The sequence below is a fragment of the Formosa sp. S-31 genome (assembly GCF_051172795.1).
Lineage (GTDB): Bacteria > Bacteroidota > Bacteroidia > Flavobacteriales > Flavobacteriaceae > Formosa.
In genome coordinates this window covers 1-17878 of sequence record NZ_JAENDK010000004.1, presented here as the reverse complement: position 1 = coordinate 17878, position 17878 = coordinate 1, and the positions used below count along the sequence as shown (strand labels likewise).

General features: G+C 35.0%; 11 protein-coding genes and 1 rRNA gene. 9 read left to right on the top strand and 3 right to left on the bottom strand.

The window, feature by feature from the left end; all coding sequences use genetic code 11:
* Nucleotides 1–136 precede the first annotated feature (136 nt).
* The 4 genes from I3217_RS05830 (at nt 137) to I3217_RS05815 (ending at nt 4353) form a co-directional block, all read left to right on the top strand.
* On the top strand, nt 137–709 hold the full coding sequence (locus I3217_RS05830) for a phosphoribosylglycinamide formyltransferase (protein ID WP_435048815.1): 573 nt from the start codon (nt 137–139) through the stop codon (nt 707–709).
* A 21-nt stretch (nt 710–730) separates the two neighbouring features.
* A complete protein-coding gene (locus tag I3217_RS05825) occupies nt 731–1369 on the top strand; it encodes a ribonuclease H1 domain-containing protein (RefSeq protein WP_435048814.1) in 639 nt (212 codons plus the stop codon).
* Between the two features lie 98 nt (nt 1370–1467).
* Nucleotides 1468–2394 carry a PfkB family carbohydrate kinase gene (locus I3217_RS05820; RefSeq protein ID WP_435048813.1) on the top strand — a complete coding sequence of 309 codons (927 nt, stop codon included), beginning with the start codon at nt 1468–1470 and terminating at the stop codon, nt 2392–2394.
* Between the two features lie 60 nt (nt 2395–2454).
* Nucleotides 2455–4353 carry an amidophosphoribosyltransferase gene (locus I3217_RS05815; RefSeq protein WP_435048812.1) on the top strand — a complete coding sequence of 633 codons (1899 nt, stop codon included), beginning with the start codon at nt 2455–2457 and terminating at the stop codon, nt 4351–4353.
* 682 nt (nt 4354–5035) lie between these two features.
* Here I3217_RS05815 and I3217_RS05810 read toward each other — a convergent pair.
* Nucleotides 5036–5644, bottom strand: a complete 609-nt coding sequence (locus I3217_RS05810) for a superoxide dismutase (RefSeq protein ID WP_435048811.1) — start codon at nt 5642–5644, stop codon at nt 5036–5038.
* A 128-nt stretch (nt 5645–5772) separates the two neighbouring features.
* On the opposite strand from I3217_RS05810, the gene I3217_RS05805 reads away from it, so the two are divergent.
* The 4 genes from I3217_RS05805 to I3217_RS05790 all read left to right on the top strand — a co-directional run bounded on the left by I3217_RS05805 (nt 5773) and on the right by I3217_RS05790 (nt 14481).
* Complete coding sequence (locus I3217_RS05805) at nt 5773–8931, top strand: UvrD-helicase domain-containing protein (protein ID WP_435048810.1); 3159 nt, start codon at nt 5773–5775, stop codon at nt 8929–8931.
* A 48-nt stretch (nt 8932–8979) separates the two neighbouring features.
* Nucleotides 8980–10173: a glycine C-acetyltransferase gene (gene kbl / locus I3217_RS05800; RefSeq protein WP_435048809.1), complete on the top strand. Its 1194-nt coding sequence runs from the start codon at nt 8980–8982 to the stop codon at nt 10171–10173.
* A gap of 123 nt (nt 10174–10296) precedes the next feature.
* Nucleotides 10297–11655, top strand: coding sequence for an OmpA family protein (locus I3217_RS05795; protein ID WP_435048808.1), 1359 nt, complete (start codon nt 10297–10299; stop codon nt 11653–11655).
* Between the two features lie 63 nt (nt 11656–11718).
* On the top strand, nt 11719–14481 hold the full coding sequence (locus I3217_RS05790; RefSeq protein WP_435048807.1) for a PD-(D/E)XK nuclease family protein: 2763 nt from the start codon (nt 11719–11721) through the stop codon (nt 14479–14481).
* A 27-nt stretch (nt 14482–14508) separates the two neighbouring features.
* Here I3217_RS05790 and I3217_RS05785 read toward each other — a convergent pair whose 3' ends face one another.
* Nucleotides 14509–16299: a cation:proton antiporter gene (locus tag I3217_RS05785; protein WP_435048806.1), complete on the bottom strand. Its 1791-nt coding sequence runs from the start codon at nt 16297–16299 to the stop codon at nt 14509–14511.
* Nucleotides 16300–16469: 170 nt separating this feature from the next.
* Here I3217_RS05785 and I3217_RS05780 point away from each other — a divergent pair, with 170 nt between their 5' ends.
* Nucleotides 16470–17096, top strand: coding sequence for an alpha/beta hydrolase family protein (locus I3217_RS05780; RefSeq protein ID WP_435048805.1), 627 nt, complete (start codon nt 16470–16472; stop codon nt 17094–17096).
* A 492-nt stretch (nt 17097–17588) separates the two neighbouring features.
* Here the strand turns inward: I3217_RS05780 and rrf are convergent.
* Nucleotides 17589–17696: ribosomal RNA gene (gene rrf, locus I3217_RS05775) — 5S ribosomal RNA — on the bottom strand.
* Between the last annotated feature and the right edge of the window lie 182 nt (nt 17697–17878).

Genomic DNA, 17878 nt, shown 5'->3' with positions numbered 1-17878 from the left:
ATTTATTAATCATATTCTGTTTTTTTGTTCGATAAATTTTAGAATCATCGGCCATTGTAATTAAGAGTATTTACAAAATGATTCATCATTTTACCTTTTTAAACATCTAAGTTTTAAACTTTAAACCCAACACCTCATGAAACGCATAGTAATTTTCGCCTCAGGATCTGGATCGAATGCTGAAAATTTAATTAAATACTTTAATAACAAAAGCAATGCTTCTGTAATTCAGGTGCTCACCAACAATCCTCATGCCAAAGTACTGGACCGATGTAAAAAACTAGGCGTTAGCGCACTGTCTTTTAACCGTATAGCATTCACCAAAACAGATGATGTTTTAAACCTATTAAAAAGCTCAAATCCGGATTTAATTATTCTTGCTGGTTTTCTATGGAAATTCCCGGAACACATTTTAGAAGTTTTCCCTAATAAAGTTATTAATGTTCATCCGGCACTACTGCCTAAATTCGGAGGCAAAGGCATGTATGGCATGCATGTCCATGAAGCTGTAGTCCATAATAAGGAAACCGAAACGGGCATAACTATACATTATGTAAACGAAAATTACGACGAAGGCGCTACCATTTTTCAGGCGAGCTGTCCAGTACTTACTACTGATACTGCCGAAGCTGTCGCTGCAAAAATTCACGAACTGGAAATGGAACATTTTCCTAAAGTTGTAGATCAACTTTTAACTGCACAGAATTAATAATTTGCTGAATGCCTTTAAATGAGCGCTAAAAAGAAAAAATACTACACGGTCTGGAAAGGACATCACACCGGAGTTTTTGAATCCTGGAACGATTGTAAAGCTCAGATTAAAGATTATCCGGGCGCCGTATATAAATCGTTCCCGACTTTTGAAGCAGCAAAACACGCCTTAAACAGTAACCCTAAAGACTTTATTGGCAACAAAACATTTAAAAGTGAATTAACACCAGAGCAATTAAAAAAAATAGGGAAGCCAAATTACAACTCTATTTCTGTAGATGCCGCCTCCAGCGGAAATCCCGGAATTATGGAGTATCGTGGTGTAGACACCAAAACTAAAAAGCAATTATTTATTCAGGGCCCATTTAAACAAGGTACAAATAATATAGGCGAATTTCTTGCCATAGTACATGGCTTGGCCTTTTTAAAAAAACACAACAGCGACCGCATAATTTATACCGACTCGAAAACGGCTATAAGCTGGGTAAAAAAGAAAACGTGTAATACTAAATTAGAGTTAAACGATTCTAATAAAGAACTATTTGAATTAGTTAATCGGGCTATACACTGGTTAAAAACCAACACTTACAACACAACCATAGTAAAGTGGGAAACCAAGGCCTGGGGAGAAATACCTGCAGATTTCGGACGCAAATAAAGTGTTTTTAGTTGATTTTTTGATTTTTATTTAAACCCAATAAATTATTCAGATTCATCTATAAAACCCTATATTTGCAAAAAATTTGACACCTCTATATGAGCAAATTAGTAATTGTAGGAACAGTAGCCTTTGATGCTATTGAAACCCCTTTTGGAAAAACCGACAAAATCCTTGGTGGTGCAGCCACATATATTGGATTATCAGCATCGCAGTTTAATGTTAACAGTACGATAGTTTCTGTGGTAGGAAACGATTTTCCTCAAAATTATCTCGATTTATTGTCTAATAGAAATATAGATATTTCGGGAACAGAAATTGTAAGTAACGGCAAAACCTTCTTCTGGAGCGGTCGTTACCATTACGACATGAACACACGAGACACTCTGGCTACAGAATTAAATGTGTTAGCCGATTTTAATCCGGTTGTTCCTCAAGATTACAAAAATGCCGACGTAGTTATGTTAGGGAATCTTCATCCCTTGGTACAGCTAAGTGTATTGGAACAGATGGAGGACTCTACAAAATTAACCATCTTAGACACCATGAATTTCTGGATGGACAACGCCCTAGAAGATTTACATAAAGTAATTAATAAGGTAGATGTTTTAACCATAAACGACGAAGAAGCCCGACAATTAACAGGTGAATATTCTTTGGTTACTGCTGCTCGTAAAATTTACGAGATGGGACCAAAATTTGTAGTGATTAAAAAAGGAGAACACGGCGCTTTATTATTTCATGAAAACGAAATATTCTCTGCCCCGGCACTGCCTTTAGAAAGTGTATTTGACCCTACCGGAGCGGGAGATACCTTTGCCGGCGGATTTGCAGGGTATCTGGCAAGCACCAGAGACTATAGTTTCGAAAATATGAAAACTGCCATTATTTATGGTTCTGCATTAGCCTCGTTCTGCGTAGAAGAATTTGGAACCGAACGCCTGCAACACGTAAGCGATGTGGATTTAAAAAACCGACTGAAGCAGTTTAAGGAATTGACAACATTTGACATTGAATTATCATAATAAAAACGCGCGCTTAATTAAAGCGCGTTTTTTACTTAATTTTACACATACACATATCACATGAGCGATGCTTTAAAACATGAGTGCGGTATTGCACTTATTAGACTTTTAAAACCATTAGAATACTATAAAGAAAAATATGGTACTGCATTTTATGGCGTAAATAAAATGTATTTAATGATGGAGAAACAGCACAATCGCGGTCAGGACGGTGCTGGTTTTGCAAGTATTAAGTTAGACACTCATCCGGGAGAGCGCTATATAAGCAGAGTAAGATCTAATGCTCAGCAACCTATTCAGGATATTTTTTCTCAGATTAATCAGAGAATCAATCAGGAGCTTCAGGAAAATCCGGAATATGCAGACGATGTAGCGCTACAAAAAAGACACATCCCATATATTGGCGAAGTGTTATTAGGGCACGTACGTTATGGAACTTTTGGAAAAAACAGTGTAGAAAGTGTACACCCGTTTTTAAGACAGAACAACTGGATGCACAGAAATCTAATTGTTGCGGGTAATTTTAACATGACCAATGTAAACGAATTATTCGATAATTTAATTCGTATTGGGCAGCACCCTAAAGAAAAAGCCGACACCATTACCATTATGGAAAAAATCGGCCACTTCCTTGATGATGCCGTAGAAAAAAAATACAAACAGCTTAAAGCTGAAGGTTACAATAAAACAGAATCTTCTCCTCTTATTGCCGAACGTTTAAACGTAGGTAAAATTTTAAGACGTGCTGCTAAAAATTTCGATGGAGGTTACGCTATGGCCGGAATGCTTGGACATGGAGATTCTTTCGTTTTACGTGATCCAGCCGGGATAAGACCAGCGTATTACTACAAAGATGATGAAGTTGTCGTTGTAGCTTCTGAGCGTCCGGTTATACAAACTGTATTTAATGTAGATTTCGACAAAGTAAAAGAACTTGAACCGGGTTGCGCTATTATTACAAAAAAATCTGGAAAAGTTAAGATTGAACAAATTTTAGAACCTACAGAACGCAAAGCCTGTTCTTTCGAACGCATTTATTTCTCCAGAGGAAGTGATGCAGAAATTTATCAGGAACGTAAAACTTTAGGAAAATTAATTATGCCTAAAGTTCTTGAAACTGTAAATCACGATACTAAAAATACGGTGTTCTCTTATATTCCTAATACGGCTGAAACATCGTTTTACGGTATGATTGAAACTGTTGAGGATTTTCTGAATAAACGAAAAACCAAAGCTATTATTGAAGGCAAACGTAACTTATCGGAACAACAGGTAACCGATATATTAGCTGAACGACCTCGAATAGAAAAAATCGCAATTAAAGACGCTAAATTAAGAACCTTTATTACTGAAGACAGCAGTAGAGATGATTTAGTTGAACACGTTTACGATGTAACTTACGGTGTTATTAAGCCAACCGACAATATTGTAATTATTGACGATAGTATTGTTCGAGGAACCACTTTAAAAAAGAGTATTATCAGAATGCTGGATCGTCTGCATCCAAAACGTATTGTGGTAGTCTCTTCTGCTCCACAGATTCGCTATCCTGATTGTTACGGAATCGATATGGCTAACCTGGAAAGCTTAGTTGCTTTTAGAGCAATGTTAAGCTTATTAAAGGAAAATAATAAATATCATCTTGTTGAAGAGGTTTACAATAAATGTAAGGCTCAAGTAGATTTAAAAGACACTAAAGTTAAGAACTTCGTTAAAGATTTGTATGATGAATTTACAGACGATGAAATCTCAACAAAAATTGCAGAACTTATCTCTGATGATACAATTAACGCAGAAGTACATACTATTTTCCAGAGTGTTGAAAATTTAAATAAAGCCTGTCCTAAAAATTTAGGAGACTGGTATTTTACAGGTAATTATCCTACTCCTGGTGGAAATCGTGTTGTTAACAGGGCCTTTATTAACTTCTTTGAAGGTAATAAAGAGCGCGCATACTAACTCTTAATCATTGATTTATAGAGATTTAACGCACACATAAACACCTTTTACCTAATAAAGATGCATTTAATCTAAAAGATTATTTGATAACCTAAAAATACTCTAATTTGGCTGAACCATAACATAAGTAGGTTAAGTTCATGGTAGATTTGGGGCAAAAAAGGCGAACTAACGTTCGCCTTTTTTATTTTATTAAAACTCAAAGACTTAACATAACAACAACAAAACAACTCTTCTTTTTAAAGTCTCCTATCTTCATTTTCTTCATTAAAAATGGTTTCGGAATACGATCAAATAAAGTCAAAACCACGTATTCTTAAAATTTTCAGAAAATCGCAAAATTTACGATTACGAACTAGCAATCAAAGGAATATATAATAAAAAGCTTAACTTCTAATTATCATTTTAATAAAAAAACGTCTCTTAAGAATTCTAAAACTAGAACTAGTTTTAACATTATTTCCCGTTAGACTAATTTTTTGGCAGTTCGACTAATATAATTTTATCTACACCTCAATCACTTATATATTTGTTTCACCATAACATAAGTAGGTTAAGTTCATGGTAGATTTGGGGCAAAAAAGGTGAACTTAGGTTCACCTTTTTATTTTATACAAACAAAAAAGCGGATTTTACCAATAGGCAAAATCCGCTTTTTTTATTTTAAAAGATATAAGATATCTTATTTAGCTTCTGCGTAACGACGCTCCACTTCATTCCAGTTAATAACGTTAAAGAACGCAGAAATATAATCTGGTCTTCTGTTTTGGTAATTTAAGTAATAAGCATGTTCCCATACATCTAAACCTAAAATTGGAGTCCCATCACAACCAGCTCCTGGCATTAATGGATTATCCTGGTTTGGTGTTGAACATACAGAAACTTTACCTCCTTTATGAACACATAACCAAGCCCAGCCAGAACCAAACTGAGTAGCGGCTGCTTTACTAAACGCTTCTTTAAATGCATCTACAGAACCAAAAGCTTCAATAATTGCATCTTTTAAGTCTCCAGATAAATACCCTTTCCCTTCCGGATTCATTACTTCCCAGAATAAAGAGTGATTATAAAATCCACCTCCATTATTTCTAACTGCTGCATTGCTCATATCTAAACCTGTAAGAATATCTTCAATAGATTTTCCTTCTAATTCTGTACCGGCAATGGCATTATTTAAGTTATTAGTGTACCCTTGGTGGTGTTTTGAATGATGAATTTCCATAGTACGAGCATCGATATGAGGCTCTAGCGCATCGTAAGCATATTGTAATTTCGGTAATTCGAAAGCCATAATATTTTTTTATTTAAATGATTAATAAATTTTCACTTTCAAATTTACGGATTATACACGGCAATAAAAAATAATAAATTGTTATGAAATCATTGATAGTTTCTATCTTGTATTCAAATTAGTTCTTCATGCAAAACCCTAATTCTTTTACCATATACGACGCTTCCGCTGGAAGTGGAAAAACCTTTACATTGGTTAAAGCCTACCTCAAAATTTTATTTCAATCTAATAGTCTGTTTCAGTTTAAAAACATCCTGGCTATAACATTTACAAACAAGGCGGTTTATGAAATGAAAGAACGTATTATTAATACGCTTAAAATGTTTTCAGATGTTTCAATTTTAACAAGCGAAAACACCATGTTTAAACTGCTTTGCGAAGAATTAAATCTGGAACCCGAAGCCCTTTACAGTAAATCGAACACCTTATTAAACACCATTATCCATAATTATGCTGCTTTTGAAATTTCTACAATTGACGGGTTTACACACCGTTTAATCAGAACCTTTGCTCACGATTTAAAATTACCCCTTAACTTTGAAGTAGAACTGGATACTGACTCCTTATTAACCGAGGCTGTAGATCGGTTAATTGCCAAAGCAGGAACAGACAAAGAACTGACCAAAATCCTGGTGCAATATGCCATTGAAAAAGCTGACGACGATAAAAGCTGGGATATTTCTCTGGATTTATATAAAATCGCGAAACTACTGGTAAACGAAAATGATATCCCTTACTTAAACAACTTACAAGGCAAATCGCTTGAAGATTTTAAAATTTTAAAACAACATTTAAAAACAGAAATAAATAGCACAGAAGAGTTTATTGTATCTACAGCCAAAAACTTATTGTCCTCGTTTGCAAATCAAGACTTAACCGTAAAAGATTTTTCCAGAGGCACCTTATACAATCATTTTGTAAAAGCCTCAAAACTAGAACTTTACAATCTTTACGACAATAAATTAGAAAGCAATATTACTGAAGGAAAAATATACACCAAATCGCTCGCTGCTGCGAAAGCACAACTTATAGATGAATTACTTCCGGAAATAGCAACTAAATATCAAGATATAAAATCGAAGGTTTTCCATTTAAAACTTTTGAGAACCATTTATAAAAACATTACGCAACTATCGGTTTTAAATGCCATTAATAACGAGTTAACAGACTTAAAAAACGAAGAAAATAAAATGCTGATATCGGAATTTAACACCATAATTGGTAATGAAATTTCCGAACAACCCACGCCGTTTATTTACGAACGTCTGGGTGAAAAATTCAATCATTATTTTATAGATGAATTCCAGGACACTTCGGAATTACAATGGAAAAATTTAGTTCCGTTAATCTCGGAAACTCTGGATCATTACACGCCCGAAAAAGACCCGGGTTCATTAATGCTGGTGGGAGATGCCAAACAGGCCATTTACAGATGGCGAGGTGGAAAAGCGGAACAATTTATCGAATTGGCCGATCTGTCTTCTAATCCTTTTCATACCGAAAAGCAAAAATCTGAATTAAAAACCAATTTCAGAAGCTTCAAAAATGTCATAGAATTTAACAATAGTTTTTTCCGTTTTTTAACTACAACAGCCTTTAGCAATACTACATATCAGGATTTATATAATCGGGCAGGTCAAGAAACCGCTAATCCAAACGAAGGGTTTGTAAATATTACATTTCTGAATACTACGGATGAAGACAGAGATGTTATTTATCCCGAACAGGTTTTAAAAACCATAAATTCCTGTCTGGAAAACGGCTATTCTTATAAAGACTTATGCATACTAGTTAGAAAAGGCAAGGAAGCTGCAGCCATTGCCGATTTTTTAAGTCAGCAAAACATTCAGATTATCTCTTCTGAATCCTTACTGCTAAAAAAATCACCAGAAGTTATATTTGTAAACAACATTATTTCACTTTTATTCGACCCTAGAAACAACGAAGTTAAAATTGAAATTTTAAAGTATTTATCCGACAAATTTGGGATTGAAGATAAACACGCATTTTTTGAAAAACATCTGAATCTGGAGATCAATCAGTTGTTTTCTCAATTCAGCCTATTGAACATTTTCGTAAAAGCAGAACAACTTATACAATTACCCTTGTTCGACATGGCCGAATCCATTATAAGAGACTTTAATCTGGTATCAAATTCTAACGCTTACCTTCAATATTATCTTGATGTCATATTAGATTTTTCACAAAAACAAGGATCTGATATTTTTAAATTTTTAGAATACTTCAATAAAAAAATGGACAAACTAAGTATCGTTTCTCCCGAAGGACAAAATGCGGTTCAAATTATGACTATTCACAAATCCAAAGGACTGGAATTTCCAGTAGTTATTTTCCCGTATGCCGATCTGGATATTTATAAAGAAGTTGATCCAAAAACCTGGTTTCCGTTAGACGCAAACAACTATAAAGGGTTTTCGAATGCACTTATAAATTATAGCAAAAAAGATATTGTTGAATTTGGCGAGGATGGCAAAAAAATTTACAATACCAGAAACAGCGAACTGGAATTAGACAATCTTAATTTACTTTATGTAACTTTAACCCGACCAGTAGAGCAGTTGCATATTATTTCCAGTTTAGGATTGGATAGAAATGGTAATCCAAACACTAATTTATATTCCGGATTATTTATTGCTTATTTAAAGGAACAACAACTCTGGAGCGATTCCACTCAAAGTTATAGTTTTGGCACTGCAACACGTCCAATTTCCGAAACTGACATGGAAGCTGTAGCCGAAAACCATTCTGAAACCATAGAATTTATTTCTGAATCTAAACAGGAACACAACATTAAAATAATTACTAAAAACGGCTATTTATGGGACACCGTTCAACAGGATGCTATAGAAAAAGGAAATTTGGTTCATCATTTAATGTCTAAAATAAAAACTGCACAGGATATACTACCAACGCTTGAAAGTGCCAAACAAGATGGTTTAATCAACACTGAACAAGAACAGGTTTTACAGGACATTATTATAAATATCGTGAATCACAACGAATTAAAAACATACTATTCCGAAACAAATACTATCTACACCGAACGAGATATTATTACTAAATCAGGAAGTATATTAAGGCCCGACCGCATTGTAATATCTCCACAAAACGAAGTTATCATTATAGACTATAAAACCGGTACAGAACAACAAAAACACAAAGAACAGTTACAAATGTATCAGCATTATCTGGAAGATATGAACTTTAAGGTCACACAGAAAATACTTGTTTATATCAATGAAGATATTCAAATAAAATACGCCTGATAACTTAAAACCATCCATTTAGCTTAAATTTGTTAAAAAGCATCTATCATGTACGGGAACATAAAAAAACACTTTGAGCAGGAACTGGACAATATAAAAGAAGAAGGACTTTATAAATCTGAACGCATAATAACATCTCCACAAGGTGCGGAAATTACCTTGAATACTGGTGAAACTGTATTGAACTTCTGTGCTAACAACTATTTGGGACTATCAGCACATCCAGAAGTTATTAAGGCTGCAAAAGATGCCATGGACACCCATGGTTTCGGAATGTCCTCGGTACGATTTATTTGCGGAACACAGGATATTCACAAAACTTTAGAACATAAAATAGCTGAGTTTTACGGTACGGAAGACACCATTCTGTATGCGGCCGCGTTCGATGCCAATGGCGGAGTATTCGAACCTTTGTTAGGACCTGAAGACGCCATCATATCCGACGCCTTAAATCATGCTTCTATAATCGATGGGGTTAGATTATGTAAAGCGGCGAGATACCGCTATGCCAATAATAATATGGCAGATTTAGAACAACAATTAATTACTGCAAATGCCAATGGCGCACGCTTTAAAATTATTGTTACAGATGGTGTATTCTCAATGGATGGTCTGGTAGCTCCATTGGATAAAATTTGCGATTTAGCAGAGCGATACGAAGCAATGGTTATGGTAGATGAATGCCATTCTGCTGGTTTTATAGGCCAAACCGGTATAGGAACTCTGGAAGAAAAAGGTGTTTTAGGACGTGTCGATATAATAACGGGTACCCTGGGAAAAGCCCTGGGCGGAGCTATGGGTGGCTATACTACAGGAAAAAAAGAAATCATCGAACTTTTACGTCAACGCTCCAGACCTTATCTATTTTCCAATTCTTTAGCACCGGCAATTGTAGGTGCTTCCATAAAGGTATTCGACATGTTAAAAACGGATACTAGTTTAAGAGATACGCTGGAGGAAAACACAAAATATTTCAAAAAAGGCATGAAAGACGCTGGTTTCGATATTATAGACGGAGACTCCGCTATAGTACCTGTAATGTTATATGATGCCAAATTGGCGCAAAATATGGCACGCTTATTACTTGAAGAAGGAATCTATGTTATTGGCTTCTTTTTCCCGGTTGTTCCTAAGGAAAAAGCAAGAATTCGCGTACAGCTTTCAGCAGCACATAAAACAGAACATTTAGACAAAGCCATCCATGCTTTTACAAAAGTCGGGAAGTTATTAGGGGTTATTTAAAACCGTACTAAACTCGCTTACTTTGGTCAGAGTAATCAATATTTTTTTATATTTGTCTTTGTTAATAATATTTAACAACTTACATTTGTTTACAATTAACACTTAAAAATTAAACTTTTGAATATGAAAAATCTTAGCAGATTAATGTTCGCAATGTTGCTGGTATTAGGCTTTAGCAACACTTATGCGCAAGATGACAACAACCCTTGGCAGATTGGCTTTGGGGTAAACGCCGTAGACTTCTTCCCTAACGGAGATGGTTACCCACTTAGTAATGGATTTGGCGATGAGTATTTCAATGTAGGTGACCATTGGAATATCTTACCTTCTTTATCATCAATTTCAGTTTCTCGTCACTTATCAAGTGGATTGTCTTTTGGTGTTACAGGATCTATTAACAAAATAGAATATATGGGAGACATGGATGTAGCCGATTTATCGTACTACGGTATTGATGGTACTTTCAAATATGGTTTCTTAAACCACAGTGTATTCAACCCATTCGTTGGAGTTGGTGGAGGTTACACTTGGGTAGACGAAATTGGAGCTGGTACTCTTAACGGTACTTTAGGTTTCAACGTATGGTTTACAGAAAACATCGGTTTAACTGTACAATCTAGCTATAAGCACGCTTTCGAAGATTACTTAACTTCTCACTTCCAACACACTGCTGGAATCTCTATCAAATTTGGTGGAAAAGATACAGATAAGGATGGTATCTACGACAAAGACGATGCTTGTCCAGATGTATTCGGTTTAGAAATTTTCGATGGTTGTCCTGATACTGACGGTGACGGTATTGAAGATAGCAAAGACTCTTGTCCAAACGAAGCTGGTCCTGCTGAATTTAATGGTTGTCCTGATACTGACGGTGACGGTATTCCAGATCCAGATGATAAGTGTCCTACTGTAGCTGGTTTAGCTGAATTAAACGGTTGTCCTGATGCTGACGGTGACGGTGTTGCTGATGTAGATGACAATTGTCCAAACGAAGCTGGTCCTGCTGAAAACAACGGATGTCCTTGGCCAGATGCTGACGGTGACGGTGTTCCAGATAAAGATGATAAGTGTCCTAACTTAGCAGGAACTGTAGCTAACTATGGTTGTCCTGAAGTTTCTGAAGAAGTTAAGCAAAAATTAAACGCTTACGCTAAAACAATCTTATTCGACACTGGTAAATCTACTATAAAGAAAGAATCTGCTGAAGTTTTAGAAAACATCACTGTAATCTTAAACAAATTCCCTCACGCTAAATTCACAGTTGAAGGACATACAGATAGCACTGGTTCTGATCAGTTAAACTTAAACTTATCTGAAGCTAGAGCAAGAGCTGTAAAAGATTACTTAGTTGGAAATGGTATCGATGAATTTAGATTATCTTCTAAAGGATATGGTGAAACTAAGCCAATCGACACTAACAGCACAAGAGCTGGTAGAGCTAACAACAGACGTGTTGAAATTAACTTAGTTAAGGAAGACTAATTCTGTTAAAATATAATTTTAGAAAACGCCTCGATTATTCGGGGCGTTTTTTATTTTTATGCTATGACAACTTTTATTGCAGAGGTATTGTTAGACCTCAGAGCCAAAGGCTTTAACCTTTCCGAACTTACTTTCATTTTACCTAGTAAAAGAGCCGGAACCTTTTTAAAACATGAATTATCCCTATTAGCAAACACCACCCTGTTTGCTCCTGAAACCTTAAGTATAGAAGAATTTGTAGCAGACCTATCCGGATTAACTCCAGCTACGAACACCGAATTATTATTTCACTTTTATAACACCTATTTGGATTTACACGATAAAGCTGTAAAACCAGAACCTTTTGAAAGCTTTTCAAAATGGGCTCAGATCCTCCTTCAGGATTTTAATGAAATTGATCGTTATCTTATTCCTCAAAAAAAAATATTTGATTATTTAGGGGACATTCAGGAATTATCCCATTGGTCTCTCGAACCGGAAAAAACAGAATTTGTTCAAAATTACTTATCATTCTGGAATTCCCTTCATACCTACTATAACCATTATACTACTAACCTATTACAACAAGGCATAGGATACCAGGGACTGCTGTATCGAAAAGCAAGTGAAAACATCCAAAACTATTCAGGTTCAACAAAAAAAACTCACATATTCTTAGGTTTTAATGCACTTAATACCGCAGAAGAAAACATAATTCAGACCTTACTGAAGTCTGAACATGCCCATATATACTGGGATATAGACAAAACTTTTATAGAAAATCCTATTCACGATGCCGGGCTTTTTACAAGAGAGCACAAAGCCAACTGGAAGTATTTTAAAAACCATCCGTTCAACTGGATTACAACAAATTATTCAGCACCTAAAAACATGAGTTTAATAGGAATTCCAAAAACCATAGGACAGGCAAAATACATAGGAACCATTTTAAAACAGCTTTCAAAAACAAATCCGAATCTTGCAAATACGGCTGTAGTTTTAGGAGATGAAAATCTGTTAATCCCCGTTTTAAATTCAATACCAAAAGAAGTTAAGGCATTAAATGTTACTATGGGATTCCCTCTAAAGTCAATACCTCTAGCAACATTGTTTGAGAGCTTGTTCGACTTGCACAAAAAGAATAAAACAAGATTCTATTACAAAGATATTATAACCATAGTAAGCCACCAGTTTATTAGACCTTTACTTCAGTCAGAAACTAAGGACTATGCAAGTATCATTCTGAATAGCATTAAAACAAATAACCTTGTATTTCTGAATAAAGAGGACTTATTTGATATTGCCAGTCCGTTTAAAAAAATTTTAGAGCTCTTATTTGGTAATTGGCATAATAATCCAAACAAAGCTCTGGAATCATTTATTAAGCTTATTACAGCTATTAAAACAAACTTAAACACAAACAAAGATGCCAACGTATTAGCATTAGAATACGCCTTTAAATTTAACGAGCTATTTAATAACATAAAACGTCTGAATTCAGTTTACCCCCATCTAAACTCTTTACATAGCTTACATCAGGTCTATAAAGAATTACTTAGCAGTGAAACTCTGGATTTTCAAGGTGAACCACTGCAAGGTCTTCAGGTTATGGGAATGTTGGAATCTCGTGTGCTGGATTTTGAAACTGTAATACTATCATCCGTAAACGAAGGGATTTTACCTGCTGGAAAAAGCAATAATTCTTTTATTCCTTTTGATGTAAAACTAGAGAATAAATTACCAACGTATAAAGAAAAAGACGCAGTTTACACCTATCACTTTTATCGTTTATTACAACGCGCTAAACAAATATTCATTTTATACAATACCGAGGCTGATGCTCTTACTGGCGGCGAAAAAAGTCGTTTTATCACTCAGCTGGAGCTGGAAAATATTCATCATATCACACATAAAATAGCAACGCCTACCGTACCGGTAATCCCTCAGAAATTAAATACAATACAAAAAACTCCTGCAGTTATCAACAGGCTAAAAGCTATTGCTGAAAAAGGTTTTTCACCATCCTCTTTGAGTAATTATGTACGCAATCCTATAGATTTCTATTACGACAAAGTATTGCATATAAAAACCAGTGAAGAAGTTGAAGAAACAGTAGCAGCAAACACCTTAGGGACCGTAGTACATAATACGCTTGAAGATTTTTATAAACCTTTGGAAGGTCAATTTCTAACAGAGAGCCACATAAAAACAATGGAGACTAATATTCCTGAACGCGTTGCCCACCACTTTAAATCAGAATATAAAAAAGGAGATTTTAGCTCCGGTAAGAATCTCATTATTTTTGAAATAGCAAAACGTTACGTTTCCAATTTTTTAAAATCTGAATTAAAAGTATTAAGCTCAGGAAATGAGATAAAAATAATCGCAATAGAATCTGAATTCAAACAAATACCGATAGCTATACCGGGTTTAGCTTTTCCGGTTACCATAGGCGGAAAAGTGGATCGCGTTGATGAATGTAACGGTATTACCCGAATAATAGACTACAAAACCGGAAAAGTGGAACAAAACAATGTAGAATTAGTAAACTGGGATGATTTAAATACCGATTACAAAAAGTATAGCAAACCCTTCCAGATTCTTTGCTATGCTTACATGATGCAATCAAATAAAACTTTAAATTTTCCTGTAGAAGCCGGAATCATTTCCTTTAAAAATTTAAATAGTGGTTTTTTAAAGTTCGCCAAAAAAGATAAAAACGGAGCAGGAGCTAAAAAAGATTTCAGCATAAGCAATGACACAATTGAAGCATTTAAAATACAATTACAGCATTTAATAACAGAAATTTTTAATCCGGAAATTCCTTTTATTGAAAAAGAAGTATAAAATAAACTACATATTTAAGGTAACAAGTTACCGTATAAAGTGAATTTTATCACCAGGTTGTAATTCATATCCAAAATGAAATACCTCTCTTTCTCCGGACTCCGTTTCAATTACAAGAGGTAAGACTTCATCCTTACTTCCTATGTATTTTTTAATCCAGGCCCGTGTCGTACAAGTTTGTTTTATGTGATCAACGGCTTTAGCATAATCATCATTTAAAATTTTTTGATTCCAGTACTCAACATCAACTCCCGAAGCAAATAAACTAGACGTGTTAGATAATTCAAGAATGTCTATCCCAGCAACATAATTACTTCTGGATAGCATTACGTGCGTATTGGGAATCTGAAAGGATTCCGAAGCCAGTTGCGCTGCTAAGATATTTACTTCGGTATTGGATGTCGTAGCCATAAACGTCTGTTTAGTTTCTGCTCCCGCTTCTGTAAGCACTTCCTCCTGGAGGGCATTTCCATAAAAACAATCATACCCCAAAGCTTTGCTTTGTTGAACACTATCCTGATTTGAATCAATGAAAGTCATTTTCAGTTTAGGTTTAAGAAACTCAGCTAACAAGAAACTAATAGGATTTGCTCCCAAAACAAGAATCCCTTCACGCTTATTCATCACAACCAACTCGCCCCTGCGTTTTAACCAATCCGTTGTCCATTTCAACAAAAAAGGCACGGTAAGAGTTGTTAAAATCGCCATAAATACAAGAATTGAAAATATATTTCGATCTATAATCCCCATTTCTAAACCTATCCCTGCGATAATAATTTCCACTGCCCCTCTCCCGTTCATTCCAGCACCAACGGTTACACCTTCACGCCATCCTAATCCTGTTGGTAAATAAAACAGTGCCGCACCTAGAATTTTGCCTATAATCGCCATTGCTATAATTGTTATAAGCATAGGCAATTCTGTTTTAAACACATCGAGATTTACCATAAACCCGGCAGAAACAAAAAACACAGGTGCCAGAAAGCCAATAGAAACATCGTAAAATGCTTTATGTACTTCTTTCGAAATATTCTTTGGAAACAGTTTATCCTTAATAAATAACCCTGCCATAAACGCTCCTAAAATACTGTGCATCCCTGCGAGTTCTGCCAACTCAGCATAAGCCAAAGCAACTATTATGATAATGGTAAAAAAGAAAGTACTACTTATCGATTTGAATTTAGACAGATATTTACCTATTCTGGGTAGTATGTAAATACCAATTAAAATGGTAACTGCGAAAAACGTAACTGCTTTAAGCGCAACAACCACAAGTCCGGCTGCATCAAATTCCCCCATGGCGGCAGCACTCAAAATTCCAGCAAATATTAATAAAGCCAAAGTGTCCGATATTAAGGCACTAGCCATAAGTACATAAGCTATTCTGGTATTAAGTAATTTTAAATCGAATAAAATTCTGCTTTTTGTAGCTAAAGAAGTAACACCTACAGCCATTCCAACAAAGAGTCCCGCCATAGTATCTCCTCCAAACAATAAAGTACTATAATAACCTAAACCAAAAGGGACTACAAAACCGCCTATAGAAGCCAATAAACCAGGCCAGGAAGCTTTTTTTAAATCTTTAAAATCTATTTCTATTCCAATATAGACCATGAGCAACATAATGCCTACTTCCGATAATACTTTTATAGTTTCGGTAAATTCAAGCCAGCCCAACAAGCCCGGCCCAAGGAGAATCCCTATAACAAGTTCTCCCAAAATAGACGGATACCCTATACGCCTTGCCGCGGCACCACCAAGCCATGCTGCAACTAGTACAAATAAAAGATTTAATATATTTAATTCAAATGCTTCCACAATTATTTAAAAATACCATTTTTTAATAGTATTTCATAAAATACTAAAACTTAAAAACCTTATTTAAAACCACTTAACATTACTATAATACGAAATGTTAATTCTACCGGATAAAATTATATAACTAAAAAGTCTTAAATTTAACAACCACTCAACCTCAATAGAAGCCTATGAAGATTACAAAAAATCTAATCCTTACTGGTAAACACGAAAAGCCCATTGTTACAGATATATTTTACAAATCTGATAATATTAAAAAACCTGTACTAGTATTTTCCCACGGATACAAAGGATTTAAGGATTGGGGTGCCTGGGATTTAATGGCTAACGCATTTGCCACAGTCAATATATTCTTTGTTAAATTTAACTTCTCTCATAACGGTGGGACACCTGAACAACCTGTAGATTTTCCTGATTTAGAAGCCTTCGGTAATAATAATTACACAAAAGAACTGGACGATTTAGCGACAATAATAGACTGGATTTCTACAAATACTCAATTCTCTTCGGAAATTGATTTAAATAACATAAGTTTAATGGGGCACAGCCGAGGAGGGGGCATTGTAATACTGAAAGGGCAAGAAGATTCCCGAATTAAAAACGTGATAAGCCTAGCTGGAGTAAGCGATTATGGCAAACGATTTACAGCCATGGGTGATTTAGACACATGGAAAACAAATGGTGTAACTTATGTTATTAATGGCAGAACTAAGCAAAAGATGCCTCATTATTATCAGTTTTATGAGGATTTTATTGAAAACCAAGAGCGATTAAATATAGAACGCGCGACCAGATGATTACAAAAACCGTTACTTATTATTCATGGAGATGATGACAGCAGTGTACTACTGGAAGAAGCTAAAAACTTATACAAATGGAAACCAGAAAGCACATTAAAAATTATATCTGGAGCCAATCACGTTTTTGGAGCTTCGCATCCGTGGGAAACCGATACTATACCTAAACATTTATCTGAAGCAATTGAAACAGTTATACAATTCATAAATCATAATTAGCGTTGTCGCATGCCAGTTATTAGATTATATTATGAATATCACATCGCAAATAAAGGCTGTATACTTCGCTTTTAAAGGCCTAAAAACAATAATGGACAGTGTCTGTTCCACAAACAATAAAAGGTTGCTTAAAACCGCATATAAATTCCCTGTCGTTCGACGGGGATTTTTTGTTTCTGGTTGGTTTACAAGTAAAGATCAAAAAGTATAAAACAAAAAAATCCCCAACATAAACTATGTTGAGGATTTCTAAACCTGCCTATCGGCAGATAAAAAAGGCAACGACCTACTCTCCCACTAATGCAGTACCATCGGCGCTAATGGGCTTAACTTCTCTGTTCGGAATGGTAAGAGGTGAGCCCCATCGCTATAATCACCTTAAATCTTTAGTTTAAAAGTTGAATGTTTATAAAGTTACAAGTATAATCACTTTCTAACTTTATTACTTTTTACTTTAAAACTCTAATATTTTAACATATTGAAAAAGGACTCTTATGAGTCTTCTACACTAAAATTGAATATAAATTGTTTTGTATAATTCGTGTACTCTAAAAAAACAGGCG